Annotated in this window: 23 protein-coding genes; 7 read left to right on the top strand and 16 right to left on the bottom strand. The window is 62.9% G+C overall.

The window, feature by feature from the left end; translation table 11 throughout:
• Positions 1-120: 120 nt before the first annotated feature.
• Positions 121-1395 (bottom strand): glutamate-5-semialdehyde dehydrogenase, encoded by a 1275-nt coding sequence (locus tag E6P07_RS00860; protein WP_153976107.1) that lies wholly within the window; start codon positions 1393-1395, stop codon positions 121-123.
• A gap of 228 nt (positions 1396-1623) precedes the next feature.
• On the opposite strand from E6P07_RS00860, the gene E6P07_RS00855 reads away from it, so the two are divergent.
• Positions 1624-2721 (top strand): EAL domain-containing protein, encoded by a 1098-nt coding sequence (locus E6P07_RS00855; protein WP_162008584.1) that lies wholly within the window; start codon positions 1624-1626, stop codon positions 2719-2721.
• A gap of 307 nt (positions 2722-3028) precedes the next feature.
• Here the strand turns inward: E6P07_RS00855 and E6P07_RS00850 are convergent, their stop codons facing one another.
• Positions 3029-3460, bottom strand: a complete 432-nt coding sequence (locus E6P07_RS00850; RefSeq protein WP_153973867.1) for an SCP2 sterol-binding domain-containing protein — start codon at positions 3458-3460, stop codon at positions 3029-3031.
• 156 nt (positions 3461-3616) lie between these two features.
• Here E6P07_RS00850 and ubiG point away from each other — a divergent pair, with 156 nt between their 5' ends.
• From ubiG to E6P07_RS00830, 4 genes are read left to right on the top strand one after another with little or no spacing between them, the layout of a single operon-like run.
• Positions 3617-4339: a bifunctional 2-polyprenyl-6-hydroxyphenol methylase/3-demethylubiquinol 3-O-methyltransferase UbiG gene (gene ubiG, locus E6P07_RS00845; protein ID WP_153973866.1), complete on the top strand. Its 723-nt coding sequence runs from the start codon at positions 3617-3619 to the stop codon at positions 4337-4339.
• Positions 4332-5024, top strand: coding sequence for an HAD family hydrolase (locus E6P07_RS00840; protein WP_153973865.1), 693 nt, complete (start codon positions 4332-4334; stop codon positions 5022-5024). Before ubiG ends, E6P07_RS00840 begins: the two co-directional genes overlap by 8 nt.
• A gap of 42 nt (positions 5025-5066) precedes the next feature.
• Positions 5067-5831, top strand: a complete 765-nt coding sequence (locus tag E6P07_RS00835) for an SDR family NAD(P)-dependent oxidoreductase (RefSeq protein ID WP_153973864.1) — start codon at positions 5067-5069, stop codon at positions 5829-5831.
• 21 nt (positions 5832-5852) lie between these two features.
• Entirely contained in the window at positions 5853-7583 is a 1731-nt protein-coding gene (locus E6P07_RS00830; protein WP_153973863.1) for a potassium/proton antiporter, read from the top strand.
• Positions 7584-7617: 34 nt separating this feature from the next.
• On the opposite strand, the gene E6P07_RS00825 is transcribed toward E6P07_RS00830, so the two are convergent.
• A complete protein-coding gene (locus E6P07_RS00825) occupies positions 7618-9264 on the bottom strand; it encodes an ArnT family glycosyltransferase (protein WP_246172879.1) in 1647 nt (548 codons plus the stop codon).
• 336 nt (positions 9265-9600) lie between these two features.
• Here E6P07_RS00825 and E6P07_RS00820 point away from each other — a divergent pair, with 336 nt between their 5' ends.
• Positions 9601-10182: an isochorismatase family protein gene (locus E6P07_RS00820; RefSeq protein WP_153973862.1), complete on the top strand. Its 582-nt coding sequence runs from the start codon at positions 9601-9603 to the stop codon at positions 10180-10182.
• Here the strand turns inward: E6P07_RS00820 and waaA are convergent.
• From waaA to rpoE, 13 genes are all read right to left on the bottom strand, one after another.
• Positions 10172-11452 carry a lipid IV(A) 3-deoxy-D-manno-octulosonic acid transferase gene (waaA, locus tag E6P07_RS00815; protein ID WP_246172878.1) on the bottom strand — a complete coding sequence of 427 codons (1281 nt, stop codon included), beginning with the start codon at positions 11450-11452 and terminating at the stop codon, positions 10172-10174. The two genes, E6P07_RS00820 and waaA, sit on opposite strands and share 11 nt — an antisense overlap.
• Positions 11453-11474: 22 nt before the next feature.
• Positions 11475-12242: a pyridoxine 5'-phosphate synthase gene (gene pdxJ, locus E6P07_RS00810; RefSeq protein WP_153973860.1), complete on the bottom strand. Its 768-nt coding sequence runs from the start codon at positions 12240-12242 to the stop codon at positions 11475-11477.
• A gap of 3 nt (positions 12243-12245) precedes the next feature.
• On the bottom strand, positions 12246-12971 hold the full coding sequence (recO, locus tag E6P07_RS00805) for a DNA repair protein RecO (protein WP_153973859.1): 726 nt from the start codon (positions 12969-12971) through the stop codon (positions 12246-12248).
• Between the two features lie 265 nt (positions 12972-13236).
• The gene (era, locus tag E6P07_RS00800) at positions 13237-14160 is read right to left on the bottom strand and encodes a GTPase Era (protein WP_153973858.1); all 924 of its coding nucleotides are present in this window, start codon (positions 14158-14160) and stop codon (positions 13237-13239) included.
• Positions 14153-14830 carry a ribonuclease III gene (rnc, locus tag E6P07_RS00795; protein WP_153973857.1) on the bottom strand — a complete coding sequence of 226 codons (678 nt, stop codon included), beginning with the start codon at positions 14828-14830 and terminating at the stop codon, positions 14153-14155. The genes era and rnc overlap by 8 nt, the downstream gene beginning before the upstream one ends.
• Positions 14827-15219, bottom strand: a complete 393-nt coding sequence (locus tag E6P07_RS00790) for a DUF4845 domain-containing protein (RefSeq protein WP_153973856.1) — start codon at positions 15217-15219, stop codon at positions 14827-14829. The genes rnc and E6P07_RS00790 overlap by 4 nt, the downstream gene beginning before the upstream one ends.
• A 15-nt stretch (positions 15220-15234) precedes the next feature.
• Positions 15235-16083, bottom strand: coding sequence for a signal peptidase I (lepB, locus tag E6P07_RS00785; RefSeq protein WP_153973855.1), 849 nt, complete (start codon positions 16081-16083; stop codon positions 15235-15237).
• 54 nt (positions 16084-16137) lie between these two features.
• Positions 16138-17937, bottom strand: coding sequence for a translation elongation factor 4 (gene lepA / locus E6P07_RS00780; protein WP_153973854.1), 1800 nt, complete (start codon positions 17935-17937; stop codon positions 16138-16140).
• A 163-nt stretch (positions 17938-18100) separates the two neighbouring features.
• On the bottom strand, positions 18101-19525 hold the full coding sequence (locus tag E6P07_RS00775) for a DegQ family serine endoprotease (RefSeq protein WP_153973853.1): 1425 nt from the start codon (positions 19523-19525) through the stop codon (positions 18101-18103).
• Positions 19526-19803: 278 nt separating this feature from the next.
• Entirely contained in the window at positions 19804-20283 is a 480-nt protein-coding gene (locus E6P07_RS00770) for a SoxR reducing system RseC family protein (RefSeq protein ID WP_153973852.1), read from the bottom strand.
• Between the two features lie 24 nt (positions 20284-20307).
• Positions 20308-21294, bottom strand: coding sequence for a MucB/RseB C-terminal domain-containing protein (locus E6P07_RS00765; RefSeq protein WP_153973851.1), 987 nt, complete (start codon positions 21292-21294; stop codon positions 20308-20310).
• Positions 21278-21835, bottom strand: a complete 558-nt coding sequence (locus E6P07_RS00760; RefSeq protein ID WP_153973850.1) for a sigma-E factor negative regulatory protein — start codon at positions 21833-21835, stop codon at positions 21278-21280. Before E6P07_RS00760 ends, E6P07_RS00765 begins: the two co-directional genes overlap by 17 nt.
• Positions 21836-21901: 66 nt before the next feature.
• Entirely contained in the window at positions 21902-22480 is a 579-nt protein-coding gene (gene rpoE / locus E6P07_RS00755) for an RNA polymerase sigma factor RpoE (protein ID WP_153973849.1), read from the bottom strand.
• 181 nt (positions 22481-22661) lie between these two features.
• Here rpoE and nadB point away from each other — a divergent pair, with 181 nt between their 5' ends.
• On the top strand, positions 22662-24290 hold the full coding sequence (gene nadB / locus E6P07_RS00750; RefSeq protein WP_153973848.1) for an L-aspartate oxidase: 1629 nt from the start codon (positions 22662-22664) through the stop codon (positions 24288-24290).
• The last annotated feature ends 84 nt before the right edge of the window (positions 24291-24374 follow it).

The raw sequence follows: 24374 nt of genomic DNA, 5'->3' as shown, positions 1-24374 counted from the left end.
CTGGTCACCGCAATGACCGAAGCAAACCTCGGCTTCAGCGTCTGGACTCAGACCGGGATCGGATGCTAGCGCCGGTTCATCGAACTGACAATTGTCAATCTATTAATGCCTGAGCCCGGGTCACACCCGGATCTCGCCATCCCCCAATACCACGAACTTTACTGAGGTCAATCCCTCGAGCCCGACCGGACCACGGGCGTGGAATTTGTCGGTGCTGATCCCGATCTCGGCGCCCAGACCGTATTCAAAACCGTCGGCGAAGCGGGTCGAGGCATTGACCATGACCGAACTCGAATCGACCTCGCGCAGGAAGCGTCGGGCGCGCGAATAGTCCTCGGTGACGATGGCGTCGGTGTGGGCCGAGCCGTGACGGGCGATGTGATCCATGGCCTCATCCAGACCCTCGACCACCCGGATCGACAGGATAGGTGCCAGATACTCGGTATCCCAATCGGCCTCGGTCGCCGGGATCGCCTCGGAGAGGATGGCGCAGGTCTGTGGGCAACCGCGCAGTTCTACCCCTTTCTCCCGATAGGCCGCCGCGAGTCGAGGCAGGATGGCCGCGGCTACGGGCGCATCGACCAGCAGGGTCTCCATGGTGTTGCAGGTGCCATAACGCTGTGTCTTGGCGTTCAGCGCGATCGCGAATGCCTTGTCGAGGTCGGCGTCCCGATCGATATAGACGTGACAGATGCCATCGAGATGCTTGATGACCGGCACCCGCGCCTCGCGGCTGATGCGTTCGATCAGCCCCTTGCCGCCGCGCGGGATGATGACGTCGATCGATTCGGGCATGGCGATCATGGCACCTACGGCCGCACGATCCGTGGTGGCGACGACCTGGACGGCGTCCTCGGGCAGTCCGGTGCTGTTCAGGGCGGATTGGATGCAGACTGCGATCGCCTGATTGGAGGCGAAGGACTCGGAACCGCCGCGCAACACCGCAGCATTGCCCGACTTGAGACAGAGCGCGGCGGCATCGGCGGTGACATTGGGGCGTGATTCATAGATGATGCCGACCACCCCGAGCGGTACCCGCATCCGCCCGACCTGGATACCGCTCGGTCGATAGTTGAGGTCGAAGATGGCACCGATCGGATCCGGGAGGGCAGCGACTTGACGCACGCCTTCGATCATGGCGTCGATGCGCCCCGGCGTCAGTTCGAGCCGATCGAGCAGGGCCGCATCTAAACCCTTGGACGCGCCGGACTCCAGATCGTGCCTGTTGGCTTCGACGATGACGGCGCGCTCGCGATCGAGCCGCTCAGCGATCGCAAGCAGTGCGGCGTTCTTGGCTGCCGTGCTCGCACGCGCCAGCACGCGCGCCGCCGCCCGCGCGCGCTGCCCGATGTCGGTCATGTACGCCTGGATATCCTGAATCTCTGGATCGCTCATGGGGCTAATACCGACCTCGATTGCGCCTTGAAGCCATGGGATAGATTCGGCGAGCATGATGCCATGATTCGCCTGGAGTTGACACAGGGTCTGGGAACGCTGGCCGTGGGTCGGGAGGCGCGATCCCAGACATGCCCGCTGGGGGCTCGGTGCGCGCCACATTGGATTTTTCGCCCCGGCGGTACATATTCGGCGTTCATCAATCAACGTTCGGCACTGGAGGTGCGCGTGACCACCAAAGCCTGGTTTCTCGAAGGTTACATCGGCGACTCCAAACACATACGTCGTATTCGACTGAGTGCATTTCCGTTCAGGACCGGGCGTCAGGAGGGCCTGCCGCTCAGACTCGATACCTCAGGCGTCTCGCGCAATCACGCCGAGTTCGATGAGAGGGGCGCGGAGGGGCTGATCCTACGCGACCTGGGCTCGACCAATGGTACCTATGTGAATCGCCAGCGGATCGAGGGCGAGTGTCTGGTCCGTGACGGCGACATCATCCACTTCGCCGACCAGGAGTTTCGTCTGATCGCGCTCGACCTCCAGCCTGGAGCCAATCTCGATCAGACCCAGATCGGCATCGGCACCCTGCCTGAGAAACTGCCTCAAGGGGCACGAGAGTTCCAGCAGATGCTGCTTACGGGCGCGATCGGAACGGCCTTTCAGCCAATCGTCGATGCCCAGGGTCAGGTCTTTGCCTATGAATTGCTCGGACGCGGCGACTTTCCCGGACTTCCGGTCGCGCCCTACCCCCTGTTCCAGATCGCCGAAAGCCTGGATCTGGAGGTACCCTTCAGCGATCTGATGCGCCGACGCGCCGTAGAGAACGCCGTGCGTCTGGATCCAAGGGGCTGCTATTTCTTCAACATCCATCCGCGCGAGATCGAACATCCCGATCAGCTGCTTGCGCGCATGAGTGAGATGCGCGCGAACTTTCCTGAACCCCGACTGGTGCTGGAGATCCACGAGGGGGCCGTCACCGATGGCCCAGTGATCCGCCGCATCCGCGATCATCTCAAGGCGCTGGACATCGGTCTGGCCTATGACGACTTTGGAGCAGGTCAGGCGCGCCTGATCGAGCTGATCGAGGTGCCTCCCGACTATGTCAAGTTCGACATGGCGCTGGTGCGCGACATCGACACCGCACCCGAGGCCAAGCGACGCATGCTTGAGCTGTTTCAGGGCCTGCTGCACGACATGGGCATCGCCTCGCTGGCCGAGGGGGTCGAGACGGTCGCCGAGGCCGAGGCCTTGCGTGCGATCGGCGTCGATCTCTATCAGGGCTATCTGTTTGGTAAGCCCAACGACACCCTCGCGATCAAGACGTAAACAACCCTCGACTGAAGTCGAAGGCTTTATTGTGAGACGCAGCAAACATGGTTGACCACATCCCCAACATTGGGCGTGTTTACAGCCGCCCTTGGCAGCGGGGCGCCGCTGCCAATCCGGGCCAGGTTTCGACTGGCGTTACAGTCGGCGTGCGCCCGGAGACCACACTTGCGGTGCATTATACACCACATGGCGCACTTCGTGCGCCCGCCATTCCTCCCGCGACTCAAGTCGCGGGTTTCCTTGCGGAGGGTCTATGAAAAAGCCCGCCGATCGGCGGGCTCTAAAAACGAATCTTATCTAAGTACTAAGTACTGGATTGCTTGACCTCGTCGGTGTCGAGCTGCTGCATCAGACCAAAGCTCTTGACGAAGGGGCCGGCCATGCGCGGATCCTTGAGGATCGCCTTGTAGTCACCCACCTTGAACTTGAGCTTGCCGGTGGCGAAGGCCGTGCCCATACCCATCATGCCGATGCCATTCTCGACCCACTTGAGCCAATCCTTGAGGTCAGCGCGCATGTCCCAGTTGGGGGCCGGGTCGCTTTCGGACCAGCTCCCGGCGCGCACACAGACGCCCTTTTCAACAACGAACACGCCGCGCGGATTCTCCTCATCCTTAAACCCACAGGTGATGACCGAGTTGAAGCCGATCTCGGCGAGCTTGTCCCGAACCTCAGGTTCGTTGTTCCAGGCATCCTTGAGCTGTTTCATCCATTCGTCGGAAAAGAGTGCAGGCATGGGTATAGATCCTCCAGTGTGAGCGGCTTGAGTTCTTTGTCAACGCAGGTTCGGACCTGCGCAAGTGCGGATTCTAACAGGATCACCATCAAGAATGGCCCCCAGGCGGTTTAAAATGCCGCCCTCCTTCGGACAGCATCGGACCCTTGAGACACCATGACCGAACAGCACCACAACGTCGATCACGCCGAGATCCGCAAGTTCGAGGCCTTGGCCTCGCGCTGGTGGGATCCACAAAGCGAATTCAAAACCCTCCATGATATCAACCCCTTGCGCCTGGACTATGTCGAACGGGGGGCCGGAGGACTAGCCGGCAAGCGCGTGCTCGACGTCGGCTGCGGTGGCGGGCTCCTCTCCGAAGGCATGGCCCTGCGCGGCGCCCAGGTCATGGGCATCGACATGGGCGACATGCCCCTGCGCGTAGCCGAGCTCCATACGCTCGAGAGCGGTGTGGAGGTCGAGTATCGGCGCGTGCCGGTCGAGACCCTGGCGCTGGAGCAGCCTGAGTCATTCGATGTCGTCACCTGCATGGAGATGCTCGAACATGTGCCCAATCCAGCCTCGGTGGTCGAGTCCTGCGCGTGCCTGGTGCGTCCAGGCGGACGGGTGTTCTTTTCCACGCTCAACCGCAATCCCAAGTCCTATCTGCTGGCCGTGGTTGGGGCCGAGTACATCCTGGGCATGCTGCCACGCGGCACCCATGATTACTCGCGTTTCATCCGCCCGTCGGAGCTGGATGCCTGGATCCGCCCGACCCGGCTTCGCACCATCGACATGACCGGCCTGATCTACAACCCACTCACCCAGGCCTACCGGCTCGACCCGCACGATCTGGACGTGAACTATCTCGTGACCTGCGCCTGCGACGCCCATGGCTGATCGGCGTCCGCCGCGCGACGGGCTCGTGCTCTTCGATCTCGACGGCACCTTCGCCGATACTGCGCCCGATATGGCCGCTGCGCTCGACCGGCTCTTGCGCCGTCACGGGCGCGCGCCCCTGCCCTTCGCGCGGGTGCGGCCTCATGCCTCGCACGGCGCGCCCGGCATCCTCCGGGTTGGCTTCGGGCTCAAACCCGGAGATCCGGAGTATGAGCCATTGCGCCTAGAGTATCTGCGCATCTACGAGAGCGCCCTGGTCGACCGGACCGCACCCTTTCCGGGCATGGTCGAGTTGGTCAATGAACTGGATTCACGCGGCCTACCCTGGGGCATCGTCACCAATAAGTCGACCGCGCTGGCCGAACCCCTGCTGGAACAGATCGGTTTTCTGGACCGCGTCGCCTGTCTGGTCTGCGGCGACACCACGCCGCGCCCCAAGCCGCATCCGGATCCGCTGCTCTATGCCTGCGATCTCCTGGGCATCGCCCCCGAACGCGGCTGGTACGTCGGGGATGCCGAGCGCGATATCCAGGCCGGGCTGGCCGCCGGCATGGGCACGCTCGCCGCGCTCTTCGGCTATCTAGGACCGGACGATGATCCCCGCGCCTGGGGTGCGCACGGGATGATCGAGCACCCGCTGCAGCTGCTCGACTGGCTCGATTCCGAAGCCAATCGCAACGACTGATCATCGATCACCGAACCCATGACTGAACGCTAAAAATCACGCATGTCCACAGATCCATCCTCGAACTCAAACGGCGGCCAACTCCAGGACCGCGTCATCCTCGTCACTGGCGCCTTGGAAGGACTGGGCCGCGCCGTGGCCCTGGCCTGTGCCGCTGCAGGTGCGACCGTCATCCTCTCGTCGTTCGAACAGGCCGACCTGGAGCCGGTCTACGACCGCATCCTCGACGCCGGTCATCCGGAACCTGCCATCCTGCCGCTGAATCTGGAAACGGCGACCGAGCGCGACTTCCTCGCGGCCGCCGATGTCATCCTTGACACCTTCGGACGGCTCGACGGCCTGGCCCATTGTGCCGCCTCCGCGCCCTTCCTGAGCCGGATCGATGACTATGACGCATCCGAATGGGAACGGGTGATCCGTATCAACCTCAATGCGCCCTTCATGCTGACCCAGGCCTGTCTGCCGTTGCTGCGCCTCTCCGCGGATGCCTCCATCGTCTTCACCTCCGATCGGGTCGGGCGGCGGGGGCTGGCCTACTGGGGGGCCTATGCCGCCGCCAAGTTCGGCATCGAGGGGTTGATGCAGGTGCTGGCCGAGGAGACGCGCGCATCGAGCCATATCCGCGTCAACAGTCTCGATCCAGGCGTCCTGCGGACGGCGCTGCGTGCCCATCTCTATCCGGGTGAGGACCCCAACCGCCATCCGGATCCGGAGACCGTGGCCGGCGCCTATGTGCAGCTGCTCGGCCCCGAAGGACGTGGACTGACTGGATGCGCGCTGCGCGTCGAGAATGGACGCGCCTGCTGAGGACCGCGCTGCCCCGACTCAATGGAGCTGACCAACCACATCATCTTGCTCGGCGCGTCCGTCGTCTTCGTCAGCGTGTTGGCAAGCGTGGTGACGGCGCGCGTCGGTGCACCCTTGTTGCTGGTGTTTTTGGTGATGGGGATGCTGTTCGGCGAGGAGGGTCCGGGCGGCATCGCCTTCGACGACGTGCAGCTTGCGCATCTGCTCGGCAACCTGGCGCTGGCCGTCATCCTGTTCGACGGAGGCATGGCCACCTGCTACAAGGATTTTCGCGTCGGTCTGCGCCCGGCGCTCGGGCTGGCGACCCTGGGTGTGCTCATCACCACGGCCATCACCGGGCTGTTTGCGGTCTGGTGGCTTAAGCTCGGTTGGCTGGAGGGACTGCTACTGGGGGCCATCGTCGGCTCGACCGACGCGGCGGCTGTGTTCTCGCTGTTGCGTTCCAACGGCATCGAGCTCAAGCAACGCGTCGGTGCCACACTGGAGATCGAGTCGGGCAGCAATGATCCCATGGCGATCTTCCTGACGACTGCCCTGATCAATCTGCTGCTGAACGATCAGTCCAATCCTGGACTGGTGCTCCTGACTGAGTTTGGGCGTCAGATGGGACTCGGTACCCTGTTCGGGCTGGCCGGCGGCCTTGTCCTGGTGTGGATCGTCAATCGGCTGCGGATGCCGTCCGGACTCTATCCGCTGGCGATCATGTCCGGCGGGCTTTGTCTGTTTGGTATCTCGGCCACACTGAGCGGCAGCGGCTTTCTGGCCATCTATCTGGCCGGTATCCTGATCGGCAACCGCCCGCTCGAGGCACGGCTGGAGATCAAACGCTTCCACGACGGTCTAGCGCGGCTGGCCCAGATCGGCATGTTCCTGATGCTGGGGCTGCTGGTTGTGCCCTCGGATCTACTGCCTGTGGCACCTGCCGCCCTGCTGTTTGCCCTCGTGCTGATCCTGGTCGCGCGTCCGCTGGCGGTCTGGCTGTGTCTGCTCCCCTTCCGTTTTCCCTGGCGCGAGCAGGTCTTCATCGGCTGGGTCGGACTGCGCGGGGCCGTGCCCATCATCCTGGCACTGTTTCCGCTGCTGGCCGGACTGCCACAGGCCAAGACGATCTTCAACATCGTCTTCTTCGTGGTGTTGGTCTCGCTGTTGATCCAGGGGTGGACGGTGATCGCACTGGCACGCCGCCTGGATCTGGAGGTCCCACCCAGGACCCATCTGGTGCAGCGGGTGGAGCTCGACATCCCGGGTCAGCAGGAACTGGAACTGGTCGGCTACCGGGTGGCGGCGAATGCCCCGATCGTCGTCGAGACCCCGGCGGCCCAGACACGCCTGCCCTCCAGCGCGCGTCTAGTCGCTGTGTTGCGCGATGGGCAGTTGCTCGATCCGTGCGACCCGGTGAGGGTACGCGCGGGTGATCATGTCTATCTGCTGGCCGATCCGGGTGACCTGGCCGAGCTAGATCGGCTTTTCGTCGCCGTGCCCGAGACCGAGCGTCTGTCGGAGCGCGCCTTCTTCGGCGAGTTCGTGCTCGACGGCTCGGCCCGGCTGTCCGATCTCTGTGCCTTCTATGGTCTGAAGGTGGCGCGCGAAGAGGGGTCGCTCACGCTTGACGCGCTCATCCGGCGCGAGCTCAATGCGCATCCGGTGATCGGCGATCGGCTCCCGATCGGCGCCGTGGAGCTGGTGGTGTGCGCCGTCGACGAGGACCGCGTCACCCAGGTCGGACTCAAGCTGCCGCGGACGGCGAGATAGCGCGAATGGTCTTTGCGCTCGTCTTGCTCCGCCGTCAAGCGTCCGGACGCGCCCACAGCAGGGCCACATGCCCGCGATGGTAGACCCGCCCCAGGTTTAGAGTGGGGTTCTCGCGCCTCAGGTGTTCGAGCTTGTCGACGCGCAGGAACACCAGTTCACCCGGTTGGGGCGCGCGATTAGGCGTGATCGCCGCGCGATAGACGCTGAAGCTCGGCATCGAGGTGCGATAGACCACGGTCGGCAACTCGGTCTGCTTGGCGATCAGCGCGGCCTCCTTCACCGGGGCCTGGAGGGTGTTGAGCAGGAGCGGCGCCACCTCGCCATAGACCACCAGCGTCTGTACCAACCCAACCAGCACCAACCGCTGCCACAGCGGCGGACTCGACCAGCGCAGCATCAGCACCGTCAGGAGCAGTCCGCCCAGGGCGGCGAGACCGTATTCGAATTTGATTGCGTATCGCGCCTCCTCAAACAGGATGGCCTCATAGGGCCGAGGAGCCACCACCATGGCGACATCCAGGATGAACGGCAAGATCAACAGCAGACCGAAAAAGAGCAGCGGCGGCACGAATGCCAGCCAGCGATGGGTCAGGGCCTCACGATGGCGCGCCATGAGGATAAACAGCGGTGTGGCACCATAGAGTAGATAGTGTGGAAGCTGGGTGCCAGAGAACGAGAAAAAGACCAGCACAGTCAAGAACCAGATCCAGAGAAAGCGATCGAGCGGATCCAGCCAGGCCGAGCGGTAGCACTTGAATAGACTCAGCATCCAGCCGGTGAACGGCAGCAGGATGACGAGCAGCATGACCAGGTAATAGCCGGGAAAACCGCCGTGATCATGCATGGCCCCCGCGAAGCGCCCGAGGTTGTGCTGTAAAAAGAAGCTCTTGAAGAAACCTGCACCATCGTCGAGATAGATGGCTAGATACCAGGGACCGGCCACCAGCAGAAAGATCAACCAGCCGAGCGGATCCAAGGCCGCACGCAGCCAGTACCAGAGCGCGAGCGCACTGGCTTTCGACCAGCGCAGGCTCGACAGCACGAACAGCAGGCTGACGACCACCGGGAAAAAGACCGCAACCGGCCCCTTGGTGAGAAATCCAAGTCCCATCCACAGATAGGCGCGCAGCACGAAGCGTCGGCCAGCCTTGAAATCCGCTGTCGCCCAGAAGCGATAGATCTCGAAGAACGTCAGCGCGATGAAGAGATTGAGCAGTGCATCGGCCACCGCCGCCTTGGCGATCAAGGACACCTGGAGACTGAGCGCCAACGTCAACCCAGCGAGGGTCGCCGTCGGTGTGTCCAGGCGTTCGCGCACGAACAGCCACAGCGCCAGCACCCAGAGAGTCGCGGCCAGGGCCGAGGGTAGCCGCAGCCCGAATTCATCGAAGCCGACCACCTGGGTCGAGGCGGCCTGGAGCCAGTAGATGAGCACCGGCTTGTCGTAGCGTGGCTCGCCGTCGCGGTGCGGCGTGATGTAGTTACCGCTCACCAACATCTCACGCGTGGCCTCGCTGAAGGCCCCCTCGTCGAGATCGTAGAGCGGCAGTGTACCGAGTTGCCAGAAGAAGCTCAGGGCCACCGCTAAAACCAGCAACGCGGGCGAGGTCATCACCCGTCGCATCGCACCACGCCAGCCATTGGGCGCGGCGTCCTTCATCGGGAGCGCATCTGTATTCATTCCAACCTCTTAAACCTGATCACTGGAAGACCGGCCATCTACAAGCAGCGACCGCGCGGACTCACCCCATCCGAGAATCCGTGCCCTTGGTCGGATTCGATGATCCTTTGGATCAAGAGCCGTATCCAGGATTGGACCAGGATCTGGATATAACAGACGGCCTCCTGCCTCGCCAGAGGCATCTGGTTCAGCCGGTCCGGACAGGCTGAAGGTCGCCACCTTCATTGACAGATCAAATCCTTGCTCCAGACAAGGCCAATGATGCAAACTCCTTTGATCCCCAGGTCAGCGCCTGGGAATACCGATGGCCCAAAACGATCCTCGGAGGACAGCACCATGAGTACCCACCAAGCCCAGATGCCGTTGTGTCAGCGGGCCTTTTCACAACTGCTCATCATCGACGCACAGGAGCGGCTGGCCGCCGCGATGCCGCCGGACGAACTCGACAGGGTCGTCGCCAACATCAACCGTCTGATCACGGCCGCCAAGATCCTGGGGATCCCGGTGATCGCAACCCAACACAACTCCAAGGGACTCGGCCCGATCATCGAGTCGATTCGCGCCAATATGCCGAGGGTGCACGAGCCGACCGAGAAGACGGCCTTTTCCTGCTGCACGGCGCCCGGATTCGAGCGCAATATCTCCTCGCATCCGGATCGACGTCAGCTGATCGTCGTCGGGATGGAGGCGCATATCTGTATCGTACAAACCGTCTCCGGTCTGCAACGCTGGGGGTATCAGGTCTTTGTGCCCGCCGATGCCATCATCTCGCGCAAGACCGCGGATAAAGAAAACGTACTCGAACGCATGCGTCATTGCGGCATCCAGGTCGTCTGCACCGAGTCGGTCGGTTTCGAGTGGCTGGGGGACTCGACCGATGCACAGTTCCGCGACGTCTGGTCGCTCTTCAAGAACTGAGCCAGGGTGCAAGCGCCACCCACAGCCGTTCCAGCGCCCCGCGATGGCGCGCGACGACTTCGCGTCCGCGCTCGCCCATGAGGACGCGACGCCCTGGCGCGTCGAACAGGTCGATCAGACAACGACTCAGGGTCTCGACATCCTCGACCTGTTCGGCGGCCCCCGCCTCATAGAGCATCCGCACAATAGCCGCGAAGTTGAAGGTATGGGGTCCGAGCAGGATCGGGATGCCTGAGACCGCCGCCTCCAGCGGATTGTGCCCGCCTCTCGGCACCAGGCTGCCGCCGATAAAGGCCAGATCAGCGGCGGCCAGAAAGTACGTCAGCTCGCCCAGGGTGTCGCCGAGATAGATGCTTTGGCCCGGCGTGACCTCTTGCCCCTGACTCCGGCGCGCGAATGCCAACCCCTGACGGGCGATGAGTGAGGCCACGGCATCGAACCGCTCGGGATGACGCGGGACGAGGACCAAGAGTGCCTCGGGGCGCTGGGCGAGCAGACGCCGGTGGGCCTGCAATACCTGGATCTCCTCGCCCTCATGGGTGCTGGCAGCGACCCAGACCGGACGTTCGGCCCCCCATAGATGGCGTATCTCGCCAGCGCGCGTCGCGAGATCCTCGGGTTGAACCGGATCGAACTTGAGGTTTCCCGTGACCTGAACACAGGGACGCGGTGCCCCCAGGGCGATGAGGCGTCTGGCATCGGCACGGGTCTGGGCAGCGATCAGGCTAAACCGCGCCAATGCGGGGCGTATCAGACAAGGGAGACGCGCATAGCCGCGTGCCGAGCGCTCCGACAATCGTGCATTGACCAAGGCCGCCGGAATACCATGCCGTTCGAGTACGGCGAGCATGTTGGGCCAGATCTCGGTCTCCATGACGATGACGAGCTGGGGCCTAACCCGGGCGATGAAGCACTCCATCACGCCCGGTAGATCGAAGGGGGTATAGCGATGCGCGACCTGGTCGCCGAAGAGCGCCCGCAGTCGTTCGGCCCCCGTCGGTGTGGTGGTGGTCACCAGGATCCGGCGCCCTGGCTCGGACTCCAGCAGACGCCGGATCAGGGCGGCGGCGGCCTGGACCTCGCCCACAGAGACGGCATGGATCCAGAGATCGACCGGCGACGCGCCAATCCCGTCTCGCCCCTGCCCCCAGGCCAACCGCTCGCCGAGGCGGCGGCGAGCGTCCGGATGCGTGCGACCGCGCCAATAGAGACGCGCCAGCACCAGCGGCAGCGCCAGACGCCAGAGCGCGGTATACAACCCAAGCGCCATACCGCCGCTCATCCTGTCCCCATCAAACTGGAGGGCGAGCGGCGGCGGCGCGTTCCATGAGGGACTTCATGTCGCGCACCGCCCGGTCGAGTCCGGAAAAGAGCGCACGCGCGATGATCGCGTGCCCGATGTTGAGTTCGCGCACGCCCGGAATCGCGGCGATCGCCACGACATTGTGATAGTCGAGCCCATGCCCGGCGTTGACCTGAAGCCCGAGCGACAGCCCCAGTTCGACGGCTGAGCGGATGCGTTCCAGCTGGGCTGCACGCTCGGTTGGATCACGCGCGTCGGCATAGTGTCCGGTATGGATCTCGATTACCGGGGCACCGACCGCATGTGCGGCCTCGACCTGGAGCGGATCGGCGTCGATGAAGAGCGAGACCCGAATGCCGGACTCAGCCAGCCGGGTGCAGAAGGCGCGCAGCTCGTCCTGACGGCTCGCCACGTCCAGCCCGCCCTCGGTGGTCAGTTCCTCGCGCCGCTCGGGCACCAGACAGCAATCGGACGGACGGATCCGGTCGGCGACGGCGGCCATCTCGGGGGTGACGGCCATCTCCAGGTTCATGCGCGTTTGCAGGATGTCGCGCAACATCGCGACGTCGCGGTCCTGGATATGACGCCGGTCTTCGCGCAGATGGAGCGTGATGGCGTCGGCCCCGGCCTGTTCGGCCACGAGTGCGGCCTGGATGGGTTCGGGGTAGCGGGTGCCACGCGCCTGACGCAGAGTGGCTACATGATCGATATTGACACCGAGCAGGATCTCGGTTGGGGTCTGCGAAGGTGATGACATGAGCTATTTCTCGTGAATGGATTTAGCGGCGAGCCAATGTCGATAGAGTTCGCGGCTCTTGAGCGGTCGAGCGCCGAGATGGGGTTCGAGCACATGGCGCAACAGGGTCCGCGCCTCGCGTCGCGACTCGCCGGCGAGCGGTTGGTCGTGGGCGAGCGCGAGCAGGGTCGCGCCCGAGACCCGAGGGCCATGCCCACATTCACTCGGATGGCATGGACCTCGCTCGCGTTCATAGACATAGACGGCCTCGGCGACCACGGGTGTGTTATTGCCAAAGACCCGATCGAGTATCAGCCCATAGCCGAGTTCGGCGAGCAGTCGGCACTCGAAATGGCGTAGCGGCGTCTCCAGATCCGAGCCCTCGGTCAGATCGGCCAGGGTCTTCTGGTAGAAGACGAACAGCGCATCATGGGGATCGTGACGCACCAGCATCCGCAACAGCAGTTCGTTGAGATAGAAGCCGGCGAACAGCGCCGCCCCCTGGAGCGCAAGCGGCGCCCCGGCCGCCTCGACGGTGGTCAGGGTTCGCACCTCGCCGCGCCCGGTCATCGCCAGCCACAGCGGCTGGAAGGGCTGCAAGAGCGCACTCGCCATCCGGCGCGGACGCCGTGCACCCTTGGCGATGGCGGCCAAACGCCCCTGCCCCACGGCCAGGATCTCCAGCAACAGACTGGTATCGCCATAGTCGCGCCGATGGAGTACGAAGGCTGGAAACAGTTCGCGGGTCAATTCAGATGAGGACAGTTTACGAACATCTTTATCGTCCAGGCCGTTGCCGTTCGGTTTCGACCTTCAGGTCGTCCAGGTGACGCTGGATGCTGCCTTGCTCGCGCAGATCGCTCTGGAGCGCCTGATAGCGCGTGATCGGCGCGCCCTTTGTCGGAGAAGGCTTGCAGTGTGCTCATGGCGTCGGTGTGCATCCGGGTCGGCAGGGCCGCAGGGTCGGGTCGCTCGCCCTTGGTTAGGACGGGCCGGGTCTTGACCGAAAATCGCTTCAGTCGCGATAGCCGAGCGTGGCGAGCGCCGACTCGTCGCTCGACCAGCTCTTCTTGACCTTGACCCAGACCTTCAGATACACAGGACGGTCGAAGAGCCTCTGCATCTCCAGCCGTGCCTGGGTGGCCACGACTTTGAGCGCCTCGCCGTGCTTGCCGATGAGGATGGCCTTCTGCCCCGGACGCTCGACCCAGATCAACGCATAGATCAGATACCGGCCCTCGGCGACCTCAAAACGCTCGATCTCGACCGTGGTGCAATAGGGAAGCTCCTGGCCGTAGCGCCGTACCAACTGCTCGCGTACCAATTCAGCAGCAAAGAACCGCTCCGAGCGGTCGGTGATCTGATCCTCGGGGAAGAGCGGCTCAGCCTCGGGCAGCGACTCCAGGATCAGGCGTTCCAAGAGCTCGATTTGATCACCCTTGATCGCCGAGACCGGGACGAGTTGGTGGAAGACATGGCGCGCCCCGAGCGTCTGGAGATAGGGCAACAGACTCGGTTTCTCGCGAATCCGGTCGATCTTGTTGACGACCGCGATCACAGGCACGCCGGCTACCGCGATCGCCTCCAGCGCCTTGGCGTCCTCCTGGGTCCAGCGCCCGGCCTCGACCACCAGGAGCGCCAGATCGGTCTCAGCGATGGCCGTCCGCGCGGCACGGTTGAGATAGCGATTCAGCGCGCTGTTGCCGCGCTCGTGGATGCCGGGCGTATCGACGAACAGGATCTGGCCCTCGGCGCGGGTCTTGATCCCCAGGATCGCGTGTCGGGTCGTCTGCGCCTTGTGCGAGGTGATGACGAGCTTCTGACCCAGGATCCGGTTCAACAGGGTCGACTTGCCGACATTAGGCCGGCCGACGATGGCCACGGTGCCGCAGCGGGTTGCAACCGCAGGCGCTGAGCCATTGGGGTGTGATTCAGCCATGCCGGATCCGCTCCAACATGGATTGGGCCGCCGCCTGCTCGGCGCGGCGCCGACTGGTCCCGATTCCGCATGTCGCCATATCGGCATCCTGGAGCTGACAGCTCACGATAAAGGTCTGATCGTGCTGGTCGCCATCGATCGACAGCACCAGATATTGAGGCAGCGGGCGCTTGTAGGACTGGAGCCACTCTTGCAAGCGCGTCTTGGGATCCTTGTCGGCACGATCGGCATCGGTCTGCTCAAGCCGGTCGGCGAAGAGTCTGAGCACCACCGAGCGGGCGCGTTCGAACCCGGCATCCAGATAGACCGCGCCGAGTACGGCCTCCAGGGCATCGGCCAGGATCGAGTCGCGGGTCTGCCCACCGCTGCGAAGCTCGCCGGCCCCGAGCCGCAAGGCATCGCCGAGCCTGAGCTCACGCGCCAGGGCCGCCAGGGACTCGCGTTTGACCAGCGAGGCACGCATCCGGCTCAGTGTCCCCTCGTCGGCCTTGGGAAAGCGTTCGCAGAGCGCCTCGGCGATGACGAGGCCGATCAGGGCGTCGCCGAGAAACTCGAGACGTTCGTTGTTGAGGGATCCTGCACTGCGATGGGTGAGTGCCTGGATCAACAGCTCTGGACGGGCGAAGTCATGCCCCAGCCGCTTGGCGAATCGATGTGGATCGGCATTCACGTTGAACCGAGTTCGACTTTATGACTGAAAGAAACGACCACGTCGATGTTGAAGAACAGATGCGTGCGTTGCTCGTAATTCAGCTTGAGATTGAAGCGACGCTCACCAGTCCGTTCGACATCGAAATCACTGAGCTTGACATGGGTCACGCTATTGACGTCGAGTCGTTTTTCGAGCGCCGTTAGGATCGCCCGCGAGTTATTTTCCCTCGAATTACCATAATCTGCGGCCATATCCTCCATGATGGAGCGCACCGTCCAGAATCCCATATAGAGCGGGCCGACCTTGAAGAGGATGGTGATGAAAAATGACGCCAGGGCGATGATCGCGATCACGGACGGAAAGCCAAGACCGCGTTGATACCGGACCGATTGAGTGAGACTGGACATGGATAGACCTCAGGGTCAGTGTATGCCGTTCCCAAGACGCGACCAGGCGATGGGGAAGCCATCGCGCGCGCCATCCCAGTGCATCCAGATTGCAAACGCCTTACCGACGAGATTGTCCTCGGGTACGAAGCCCCAACAGCGGCTATCGTTGCTGTTGTCACGGTTGTCGCCCATGACGAAATACTGTTTCTTGGGAACCTCGATCGGGCCGAATGCCAGCACCTGACAGCCGAGTGGCAGATCAGGTGCGTTCGGACGGATCAGGATCGCGTGCTCGACTGCGTCGAGATGTTCCAGCGACTTGCGCGCCCCGGTCATCTCCCGTCCGGAACCGACGCCTGTATAGGTGCCGAGCGGCAACTGGGCGACAGGTTTGCCATTGATGAAGAGTGTCTTGTTGCGATAGCCGATCACGTCGCCTGGGACGCCGATGATACGCTTGATGTAGTCGGTGCTGGGGTCGAGCGGAAACTTGAACACCACCACATCGCCGCGCTGGGGCGCCCCGAGATCGAGGAACTTGAGGTTAAGGACCGGCAGGCGCAATCCATAGGCGAACTTATTGACCAGGATGAAGTCGCCGGTCAACAAGGTTGGCATCATCGAGTTCGAGGGGATGCGAAATGGCTCGACCACGAAGGAGCGCAACACCAGCACCGCAAAGATCACCGGAAAGAAAGAGCGCGCATACTCGACCAACACCGGTTCCTTGATGAGTGGACGCCCATCCTCGGTCAGGGTCCTGCCGCCAGCGGCGGCGATTGCGGCCCGACGGCGCGGTGCAAACACCAGAGCGTCGAACAGCCAGATCCCACCGGTCAGAAACGAGGCCAGGACGAGAAAGGCCGGGAAGTCGAATGTCATGGTCAGAGTCTCTCCTCAAGCTTTGAATGCGATCCTATCGATCCTGGACCCGGACTAGTCCTTGCCGCTCTGGAGCACGGCCAGGAAGGCCTCCTGGGGGATGTCGACCTTGCCGACCTGCTTCATGCGCTTCTTGCCTTCTTTTTGTTTCTCCAAGAGCTTGCGCTTGCGTGTGACGTCGCCGCCGTAGCACTTGGCGGTCACATTCTTGCGCAGCGCCTTGACCGTCGAGCGCGCGATGATCTTGGAGCCGATCGCGGCCTGGATCGCAACCTCGAACATCTGGCGCGGGATCAGCTCCTTGAGGCGCTCGGTGAGCTCACGTCCACGGGTCTGGGACAGCGAGCGATGGACGATGGACGACAGCGAATCGACCTTGTCGCCATTGATGAGCACATCGAGCTTGACCAGGTCGGACGCCTGAAAACGCTTGAGCTCATAATCGAACGAGGCAAAACCCCGGCTGCACGACTTGAGCCGATCGAAGAAGTCGAGGACGACCTCGCTCAGCGGTAACTCATAGGTGAGCTGCACCTGACCGCCCAGATACTGGATGTTCTTCTGCACACCGCGCTTCTCGATGCAAAGATTGATGATCGCGCCCAGAAAGTCCGGCGGGGTGAGGATATGGGCCTCGATGATCGGCTCGCGGATCTCGCGGATCTGAGACGGATCGGGCAGCTCGGCGGGGTTGTTGATGCGCAGCGTCTCGCCGTCGGCGCGCAGGACTTCATAGACCACGGTCGGCGCGGTGGTGATGAGATCCAGGTCGTATTCGCGCTCCAGACGCTCTTGCACGATCTCCATGTGCAGCATCCCGAGGAAACCGCAACGAAACCCGAAGCCGAGCGCCTGGGAGACCTCAGGCTCATAGTGCAGAGCGGCATCGTTCAGACGAAGCTTGCCGAGCGCCTCGCGCAGGTCCTCGTAGTCGTCCGAGACCACGGTATAGAGCCCGGCGAAGACGCGCGGGCGCATCTCCTTAAAGCCAGGGAGCTTCTCGCCCGGACGATCCGGCCATGTGATGGTATCTCCGACCGGTGCACCGTCGATCTCTTTGATGCCGGCGATCATATAACCGACCTCGCCAGCGCGCAGTGTATCGCGCTCGGTCTTCTTGGGTGTGAAGACGCCGACGTTGTCGACCTGATGGATGCGCCCGGTCGACATGATCAGCACCTTGTCGCGCGGCCTGATCTCACCGTTCATGACCCGGACCAATGACACCACTCCGACATAGGGGTCGAACCAAGAGTCGATGATGAGCGCCTGAAGGGGCGCGGCGACATCGCCCTGGGGCGGCGGGATGCGTGCCACCAGCGCCTCGAGCAGTTCCGGGATGCCCTCGCCGGTCTTGGCGCTCACCCGCAGTGCATCCTGGGCCTCCAGACCGATGATCTCCTCGATCTCCTTGATGACACGCTCCGGCTCGGCCGAGGGCAGGTCGATCTTGTTGAGGACCGGCAGCACCTCCAGACCCTGCTCGATGGCGGTATAGCAGTTGGCGACACTCTGGGCCTCGACCCCTTGAGCGGCATCGACCACGAGCAGCGCACCCTCACAGGCTGCCAACGAGCGCGAGACCTCATAAGAGAAATCAACATGCCCAGGGGTGTCGATGAAATTGAGCTGATAGGTCTCACCGTTGCGTGCCTGATAGTTCAGCGTCACGCTCTGGGCCTTGATGGTGATGCCGCGCTCGCGTTCGATCTCCATCGAGTCCAGCACCTGGCTGGACATCTCGCGCTCGCTCAGGGCGCCGCTGATCTGGATGAAGCGATCGGCGAGGGTCGATTTGCCGTGATCGATGTGCGCGATGATCGAGAAGTTGCGGATATGACTAAGATCGGGCATCGATAAGCCAAGGAGGTATTTTTAAGGAGACGGGATGCAAGACCTCGTGGCTTCGAATCCGGCACCACGTGGAAAACGGCGCGCCATGATACCAGAGGGCAGCGTCCTGGCGTATCCGGTAACGCGCCGACCGGCTTAGCGTCCGGCGGCGCGTGTGTTCAGATCAGGGCTTAGTCAGCCTGAGCGCGTAGAACATCCGGGTATCGCCGCGCTGCACCAGTACCGCTGTGACCCGTCCGGGTTCGATGGCAGCGAGGATGCGTTCGAAGTCGGCGAGACCCATGATCGGCTGGTTGTCGAGCATCAAGATCACATCGCCCGCACTCAGACCGGCGGAGGCAGCGGGTCCTTGATCAACGGACTCGACCAGCACACCGCCGTGTTCGATCTTGAGTTGTTGGCGCATCTCGGGTGTCAGATCACGCACTAACAGACCGAGACGGTTAACCGTGGGCTTGTCGAACGGCTCTGGATGATCGGCCAACTGATTGTCTTCGGGTAGCTCCTGGATCCTGATCTTCAACTCAATCCGCTCGCCGCGCCGCAACACCACCAGGCTGGCGTGCTCACCCACAGGTGTGGCCCCGACCAGCGGCGGCAGACTGCTTGAGGTCGGTATGTCGCGCCCGTTATAAGAGAGGATCACGTCACCTGGTTGCAGGCCAGCCGCCGCGGCCGGACTGTCGGGCAGCACCTGGGCCACCAGGGCGCCGAGCGGCTGGGGCATCCCAAAGGATTCAGCCAACTCGCGCGTGACGTCCTGGATCAGCACCCCCAGCCAGCCGCGGCTCACACGCCCCTTGGTCTTGAGTTGCTCGACCACATCCATGGCGACCTCGATCGGGATGGCGAACGACAGCCCCATGAAGCCGCCGGTGCGACTGTAGATCTGGCTATTGACCCCGACCACCTTGCCGTCGAGATTGAACAGCGGCCCGCCCGAATTGCCGGGATTGATGGCCACATCGGTCTGGATGAAGGGCACATAGTTCTCGCTCGGCAGGCTGCGTCCGGTGGCGCTGACGATACCGGCGGTGGCCGAGGACTCAAAGCCGAAGGGCGAGCCGATTGCCAACACCCACTCGCCGACCTTCAGATCCTTGCCCGAGCCGATACGCACCGCAGGGAGGCCCTCGGCCTCGATCTTAAGCAAGGCGATGTCGCTGCGTTTGTCGGTACCGACCAGCTTGGCGACGAACTCGCGCCGATCGCTAGTGCGCACGACGATCTCCTCGGCGCCCTCGACCACATGCGCGTTGGTGACCACATAACCATCACCCGAGATGACGAAGCCCGAACCGAGCGAGCGCGATTGCAGTCGATCATCGGGGCTTGGCCCCTCATCGTCAAAAAAGTGCCGGAACAGGTCCTCGAGCGGACTGCCATCGGGAAGACCCGGGATCGAATGCTGGTAGAGGCGTTGGGCGATCGAGGACGATTGCTTGGTGCTGATGTTGACCACCGTTGGGCCATTCTCTGCGACCAGCCGGGTAAAGTCGGGGAGATCCCGCCCAAATACCGGGCCAACGGACGACAGACAGATCAGCACAAGGGCCAGGGCGAGCGACAGTTTGGATGTGGGGCGCATGAATACTCCGAATCGAAGATGTCTGTGCAGATCTTGTTCCTAGTGCGTCTCGGATCGAGTCACGGGGACTTGTTCATAGACCCTCCGCAAGGAAACCCGCGACTTGAGTCGCGGGAGGAATGGCGGGCGCGCGAAGTGCGCCATGTGGTGTATAATGCACCGCAAGCGTGGTCTCCGGGCGCACGCCGATTGCAACGCCAGTCGAAACCTGGCCCGGATTGGCAGTGGAGCCCCGCTGCCAAGGGCGGCTGTAAACACGCCCAATGTTGGGGATGCGGTCAACCATGTTTGCTGCGTCTCACAATAAAGCCTTCGACTTCAGTCGAGGGTTGTTTACCCAGGCGTCTCAGGATCACGGGTTGACGTTCAGGGCGTCGGGCAAGCTTCCTACTGTAGACGCGCAACCACCAGAACGCCAGTGCCAGTCCGACCAGGGCACCCAGGAGGCTGGCGACCTCGTGAAAGGTTCCACCGAGCATGGCGCCGATGATCAGCGCCAGGATCGGTGCCAGATAGGCCGCGACGGCCAGGCGCAGCAATTCCTGTTCGGCAAACCCGACGACTACCTTGTCGCCGATCCGCGCCCCGATCGGATTGCGCACCAGCAGTTCAACCGGGCGATGCGCCAAGAACTGATCCAAGAGCGAGGTGCCACAGACCAGGTTGGCACCACAGTGACCACAGGCACTGCGCCGCTCGGACGTAATACGGGCCTGATCGCCAATGAGGGCGATGACGCGACCCTGTTCTTCGATCATGGTGATGGTACTCTCATTGAGTGGTCAGGGGGCGCGATGGACGCTGGCGATGGCCACCTGGACCGTGACCAGGGGCACCTCGCCGACGGCGGTGATCTGATAGCCGTCGAGACGACGACCGGCAGCATGGACCGTGCCGATGTTGGTGCTGCCCTCCAGTCCGTCGTCGCTTGCCGGTTCGATATAGATCGAATAGGACGAGAGACGATCCGTAAAAAGGAAGTGCTCGACGTGCGTGCCATTGGACTGATCAATCTGATGCTGCATGACCAGGTTGAATCCATCTGGTATCGGCTCGAAGCGCCACTGACTGCTCGACGTGGTCGCCGGCGCGCCGCGCAAGGATGGTGCGGCCTGGACAGGTGACGCGGACTGGGGCGGGCTGGATAGATGCACATTGATCGATGTGAACATGAGCTGTTCGAGCGGTTCATGCCGATGATCGATCAGATCAGACTTGAGCGGCAGCGCGGTCTCACGGTCGATGTGGAAGCGGTAACCATAGCGCAGATCATCCTTCGGCAGGATGCCAACGACCTCGGTCTCGCGTCCGGCGACGCGCGCCCGCCCCAGGTATTCGACACTATAGTGCGCGTGCAGCGCCTGTGGGTCGATGCCGTCGGTATCGAGGAAACGCGACCCGCCCTTATACTCGAACGAGATCGGACGACCATCGGTCAGGACGCAGTTGACACGATCCTTGTCGCGCGCGACCGCCCAGATCGGACCGCTGAGCGCGATCAGACGCTCCTCGACCTGCCCATCCTCGACGCGGTGATCGATGCTCAGGGTTTCGAGCCGATTCTGGTGCAGATAGACCAGGGTCCCATCATAGCTCAGCGAGCGCACGGCCTCGGTCATGCGCGTGAGCAACACACTGGGTGAGAGGCTGTCGGGGGCCGAATCCGATGCGTCTCTCCCCTCGGCGCCCAGCCCCTGGAATGGCAGCAGACAACACAGACCCAGTAGCAACCAATACGAGGCCAGGCGTCGATCAACGCCCAGGTTCATAGCCGACGAGCATTGCATAGGGCAGCAATCCCTTGGCCCCGGTCGCCGGGGCCGTTGCTTGATGGGTAAGGAGATAAAGATCGAGCTTACTGGCCCGCCCGGGATGCCCCAGCCAGCGTTGGACCTGGGGGGGGCGACGTTCGGTCAGACGGATCGCCACAGGGGCAAAGGCTGTCGGGCCCACGGAGTCGCCCACGAAGATGGAGGTCGTCAGGATAGCGACCAGCAGCACCGAGGCGGCAAGGGCGATACCGATATAACGGCTATGACGGCCCGTCCAGCGGCGCAGCCCAGGCGCCAGACGTCGTGGACAGCGGATGGCTGGTTCGTTGGCCAGGGCGGCCTGCACGCGGTCGGCCAACACGCGAGCATTCGGGTCGATCGCCTCGCCACGAATGGCCTGGCCGATGAGCGTGTAGCGTTCCCAGCACGCACGCAGATCGCGATCGGCCTCCAGGGCATCGAGCAGGGCCACCACCTGGTCCGGCGCGAGCTCGCCATCCTGTAAGGCGGAGAGTCGTTGTCTAGGCTCGTCGGTCATCGTCGTTTATCCCTAGGCTGAAGGTTCTGACTTAGGGGACTCGCCGGCGGCGAGTCCCGTCCGGACTCAGTCATCGAGCAATGGTCTGAGTCGCTTGTCGATGGCCTCGCGCGCACGGAAGATCCTCGACCTGACGGTCCCGATGGGACAATGCATGGCCGTCGCGATCTCCTCGTAGCTCAGCCCCTCCAGCTCCCGGAGCACAATGGCTGTACGCAGATCGTCCGGCAGATCGTCGAGCGCACGCTGGACCGTGGCAGCGATCTCGTCGCTCAATAGATGACGCTCCGGAGTCGCGTGCTCACGCAGACGCCCGCTCATATCCATCTGCTCGGCCATCTCGGCCTCGATGTCGTCGCCCGGTGGACGCCGACCCTGGGTCACCAGATGGTTTTTGACGGTATTGACTGCGATCCGGTAAAGCCAGGTATAGAAGGCGCTCTCGCCGCGAAAGCTGGGTAGCGCACGATAGGCCTTGATAAAGGCATCCTGGGTCACGTCCAAAACCTCGACTGGATCGCGCACATAGCGCGAGATCAGATTCGATACCTTCTGCTGATATCTGAGCACCAGGAGATCGAAGGCGCGCTTGTCGCCCGACTGGGCGCGACCGACCAACTCATGATCGGCATGTCGTTCAGTCATCGCGACACACCACCCGTTGGTCCACCATCGGTTCCGATGGGATGGACAATCCAGCGCCTGGGAAGTTCGTGACCATCTGCATCGATGACAGGTATTTTTCTAGGGTATGACACAGCGACTTGATCCAGATCACCAAATCGACGAGCTTACAAGGAATCGATCGCCATCACGAGTTCAACCCATGCCAGAGACCTGTCACCGTCATGATGTCCTGATCCTCGGCAGCGGCGCCGCCGGACTGAGCCTTGCCCTGCGGCTTCCCGACACACTGTCGGTCGCAGTCGTCTCTAAGCGAGAGCTGCGCGAGGGCAGTACGCTCTATGCCCAGGGCGGTATCTCGGCGGTGCTCGACGCGGCGGACTCGATCGAATCGCATGTCCAGGATACGCTCAAGGCCGGTGCCGGCCTCTGCGATCCCGCCGTGGTGCGCCATGTCGTCGAGCGCGGTCCGGACAATATCCGCTGGCTGCTCGATCAAGGGGTCGAGTTCACCCGCGACCCCGAACGGGGGTCCGCGGGCTTCTATCATCTCACACGCGAGGGTGGACACACCCACAGGCGCGTGATCCATGCCGCCGATGCCACCGGGCGCGCCGTGGCCACCACACTCGAGGCGCGGGTACGCAGCTGTCCCAATGTGGCGATCTACGAACAGCATATCGCCGTTGACCTCATCACGACCCAGCACCTGCCCGGATATCGCGATCATCGCTGTCTGGGCGCCTACATCCTCAACCGCAGCAGCGGGCGGGTCGAGACCTTTTTGGCGCGCTTCGTCGTGCTGGCGACCGGAGGCGCCAACAAGGTCTATCTCTACACCAGCAATCCGGATGTCTCCACCGGCGACGGCATCGCCATGGCCTGGCGCGCCGGCTGTCGGGTCGCCAACATGGAGTTCATGCAGTTCCACCCGACCTGTCTCTATCATCCGCAGGCGCGTTCCTTCCTCATCACCGAGGCACTGCGCGGCGAGGGCGCACGCCTGTTGCTGCCCGACGGCGAGCGTTTCATGCCGCGCTTCGATCCGCGCGCTGAGCTGGCGCCGCGCGATATCGTCGCACGCGCCATCGACCATGAGATGAAACGGTTGGGGGCCGAGTGCGTCTATCTCGACATCTCACATCGACCGGCCGAGTTCATCGTCGAGCACTTCCCGACCATCCACAGCCGCTGCCTGGAGCTCGGGATCGACATCACCCGCGAACCCATCCCAGTGGTGCCGGCGGCCCACTATACCTGTGGAGGCGTCATGGTCGATCGCCGGGCACGCACCGACCTGCCTGGGCTCTATGCCAGCGGTGAGACCGCCTATACCGGCTTGCATGGGGCCAATCGCATGGCCAGCAACTCGCTCCTGGAATGTCTGGTTTACTCAGAGGCTGCCGCTGCCGACATCGTCCGCTTGTCGTCTGAGGTCGCACCGCCGCCTGAGGTACCGCACTGGGACGAGAGTCGGGTCACCGAGCCCGACGAGGAAGTGGTCGTTACCCACAACTGGGAGGAACTGCGGCGCTTCATGTGGGACTATGTCGGTATCGTGCGCACCAACAAGCGTCTGCGCCGCGCCAAGCGCCGGGCCGATCTGCTGGCTCAGGAGGTGATCGAGTACTACAGCCACTTCCGGGTCAACAATGATCTGATCGAACTCAGAAATCTGCTGGAGGTCGCGGATCTCATCATCCAATCGGCCCTGCGTCGGCGTGAGAGTCGAGGTTTACACTACACCCTCGACCATCCGTTCAAGGACGCCAGTCAGCGCACGCCGACGATCCTGATCCCAGATACCTATCATCCGCGCCGACACGATTGAACCTGCCCCCTCGCCGAGGGCTGATAAACAGTTACAAATACCTGAATCCGTGTTCGTTTGTCATAGATCAAGCATAACTTTTTG

It is taken from the genome of Thermochromatium tepidum ATCC 43061, assembly GCF_009664085.1.
GTDB lineage: Bacteria > Pseudomonadota > Gammaproteobacteria > Chromatiales > Chromatiaceae > Thermochromatium > Thermochromatium tepidum.
This window is presented reverse-complemented; position numbering and strand designations above follow the sequence as displayed.

Excerpts from the sequence above, each read along its gene's own strand:
- E6P07_RS00860 (WP_153976107.1), bottom strand. The coding sequence starts at position 1,395 with ATGAGCGATCCAGAGATTCAGGATATCCAGGCGTACATGACCGACATC.
- E6P07_RS00765 (WP_153973851.1), bottom strand. The coding sequence starts at position 21,294 with ATGAACCTGGGCGTTGATCGACGCCTGGCCTCGTATTGGTTGCTACTG.
- E6P07_RS00840 (WP_153973865.1), top strand. The coding sequence starts at position 4,332 with ATGGCTGATCGGCGTCCGCCGCGCGACGGGCTCGTGCTCTTCGATCTC.
- E6P07_RS00830 (WP_153973863.1), top strand. The coding sequence starts at position 5,853 with ATGGAGCTGACCAACCACATCATCTTGCTCGGCGCGTCCGTCGTCTTC.
- nadB (WP_153973848.1), top strand. The coding sequence starts at position 22,662 with ATGCCAGAGACCTGTCACCGTCATGATGTCCTGATCCTCGGCAGCGGC.
- E6P07_RS00820 (WP_153973862.1), top strand. The coding sequence starts at position 9,601 with ATGAGTACCCACCAAGCCCAGATGCCGTTGTGTCAGCGGGCCTTTTCA.
- E6P07_RS00835 (WP_153973864.1), top strand. The coding sequence starts at position 5,067 with ATGTCCACAGATCCATCCTCGAACTCAAACGGCGGCCAACTCCAGGAC.
- E6P07_RS00760 (WP_153973850.1), bottom strand. The coding sequence starts at position 21,835 with ATGACCGACGAGCCTAGACAACGACTCTCCGCCTTACAGGATGGCGAG.
- E6P07_RS00790 (WP_153973856.1), bottom strand. The coding sequence starts at position 15,219 with ATGTCCAGTCTCACTCAATCGGTCCGGTATCAACGCGGTCTTGGCTTT.
- lepB (WP_153973855.1), bottom strand. The coding sequence starts at position 16,083 with ATGACATTCGACTTCCCGGCCTTTCTCGTCCTGGCCTCGTTTCTGACC.
- waaA (WP_246172878.1), bottom strand. The coding sequence starts at position 11,452 with ATGGCGCTTGGGTTGTATACCGCGCTCTGGCGTCTGGCGCTGCCGCTG.
- lepA (WP_153973854.1), bottom strand. The coding sequence starts at position 17,937 with ATGCCCGATCTTAGTCATATCCGCAACTTCTCGATCATCGCGCACATC.
- rpoE (WP_153973849.1), bottom strand. The coding sequence starts at position 22,480 with ATGACTGAACGACATGCCGATCATGAGTTGGTCGGTCGCGCCCAGTCG.
- era (WP_153973858.1), bottom strand. The coding sequence starts at position 14,160 with ATGGCTGAATCACACCCCAATGGCTCAGCGCCTGCGGTTGCAACCCGC.
- ubiG (WP_153973866.1), top strand. The coding sequence starts at position 3,617 with ATGACCGAACAGCACCACAACGTCGATCACGCCGAGATCCGCAAGTTC.
- E6P07_RS00850 (WP_153973867.1), bottom strand. The coding sequence starts at position 3,460 with ATGCCTGCACTCTTTTCCGACGAATGGATGAAACAGCTCAAGGATGCC.
- pdxJ (WP_153973860.1), bottom strand. The coding sequence starts at position 12,242 with ATGTCATCACCTTCGCAGACCCCAACCGAGATCCTGCTCGGTGTCAAT.
- E6P07_RS00775 (WP_153973853.1), bottom strand. The coding sequence starts at position 19,525 with ATGCGCCCCACATCCAAACTGTCGCTCGCCCTGGCCCTTGTGCTGATC.
- E6P07_RS00825 (WP_246172879.1), bottom strand. The coding sequence starts at position 9,264 with ATGAATACAGATGCGCTCCCGATGAAGGACGCCGCGCCCAATGGCTGG.
- E6P07_RS00770 (WP_153973852.1), bottom strand. The coding sequence starts at position 20,283 with ATGATCGAAGAACAGGGTCGCGTCATCGCCCTCATTGGCGATCAGGCC.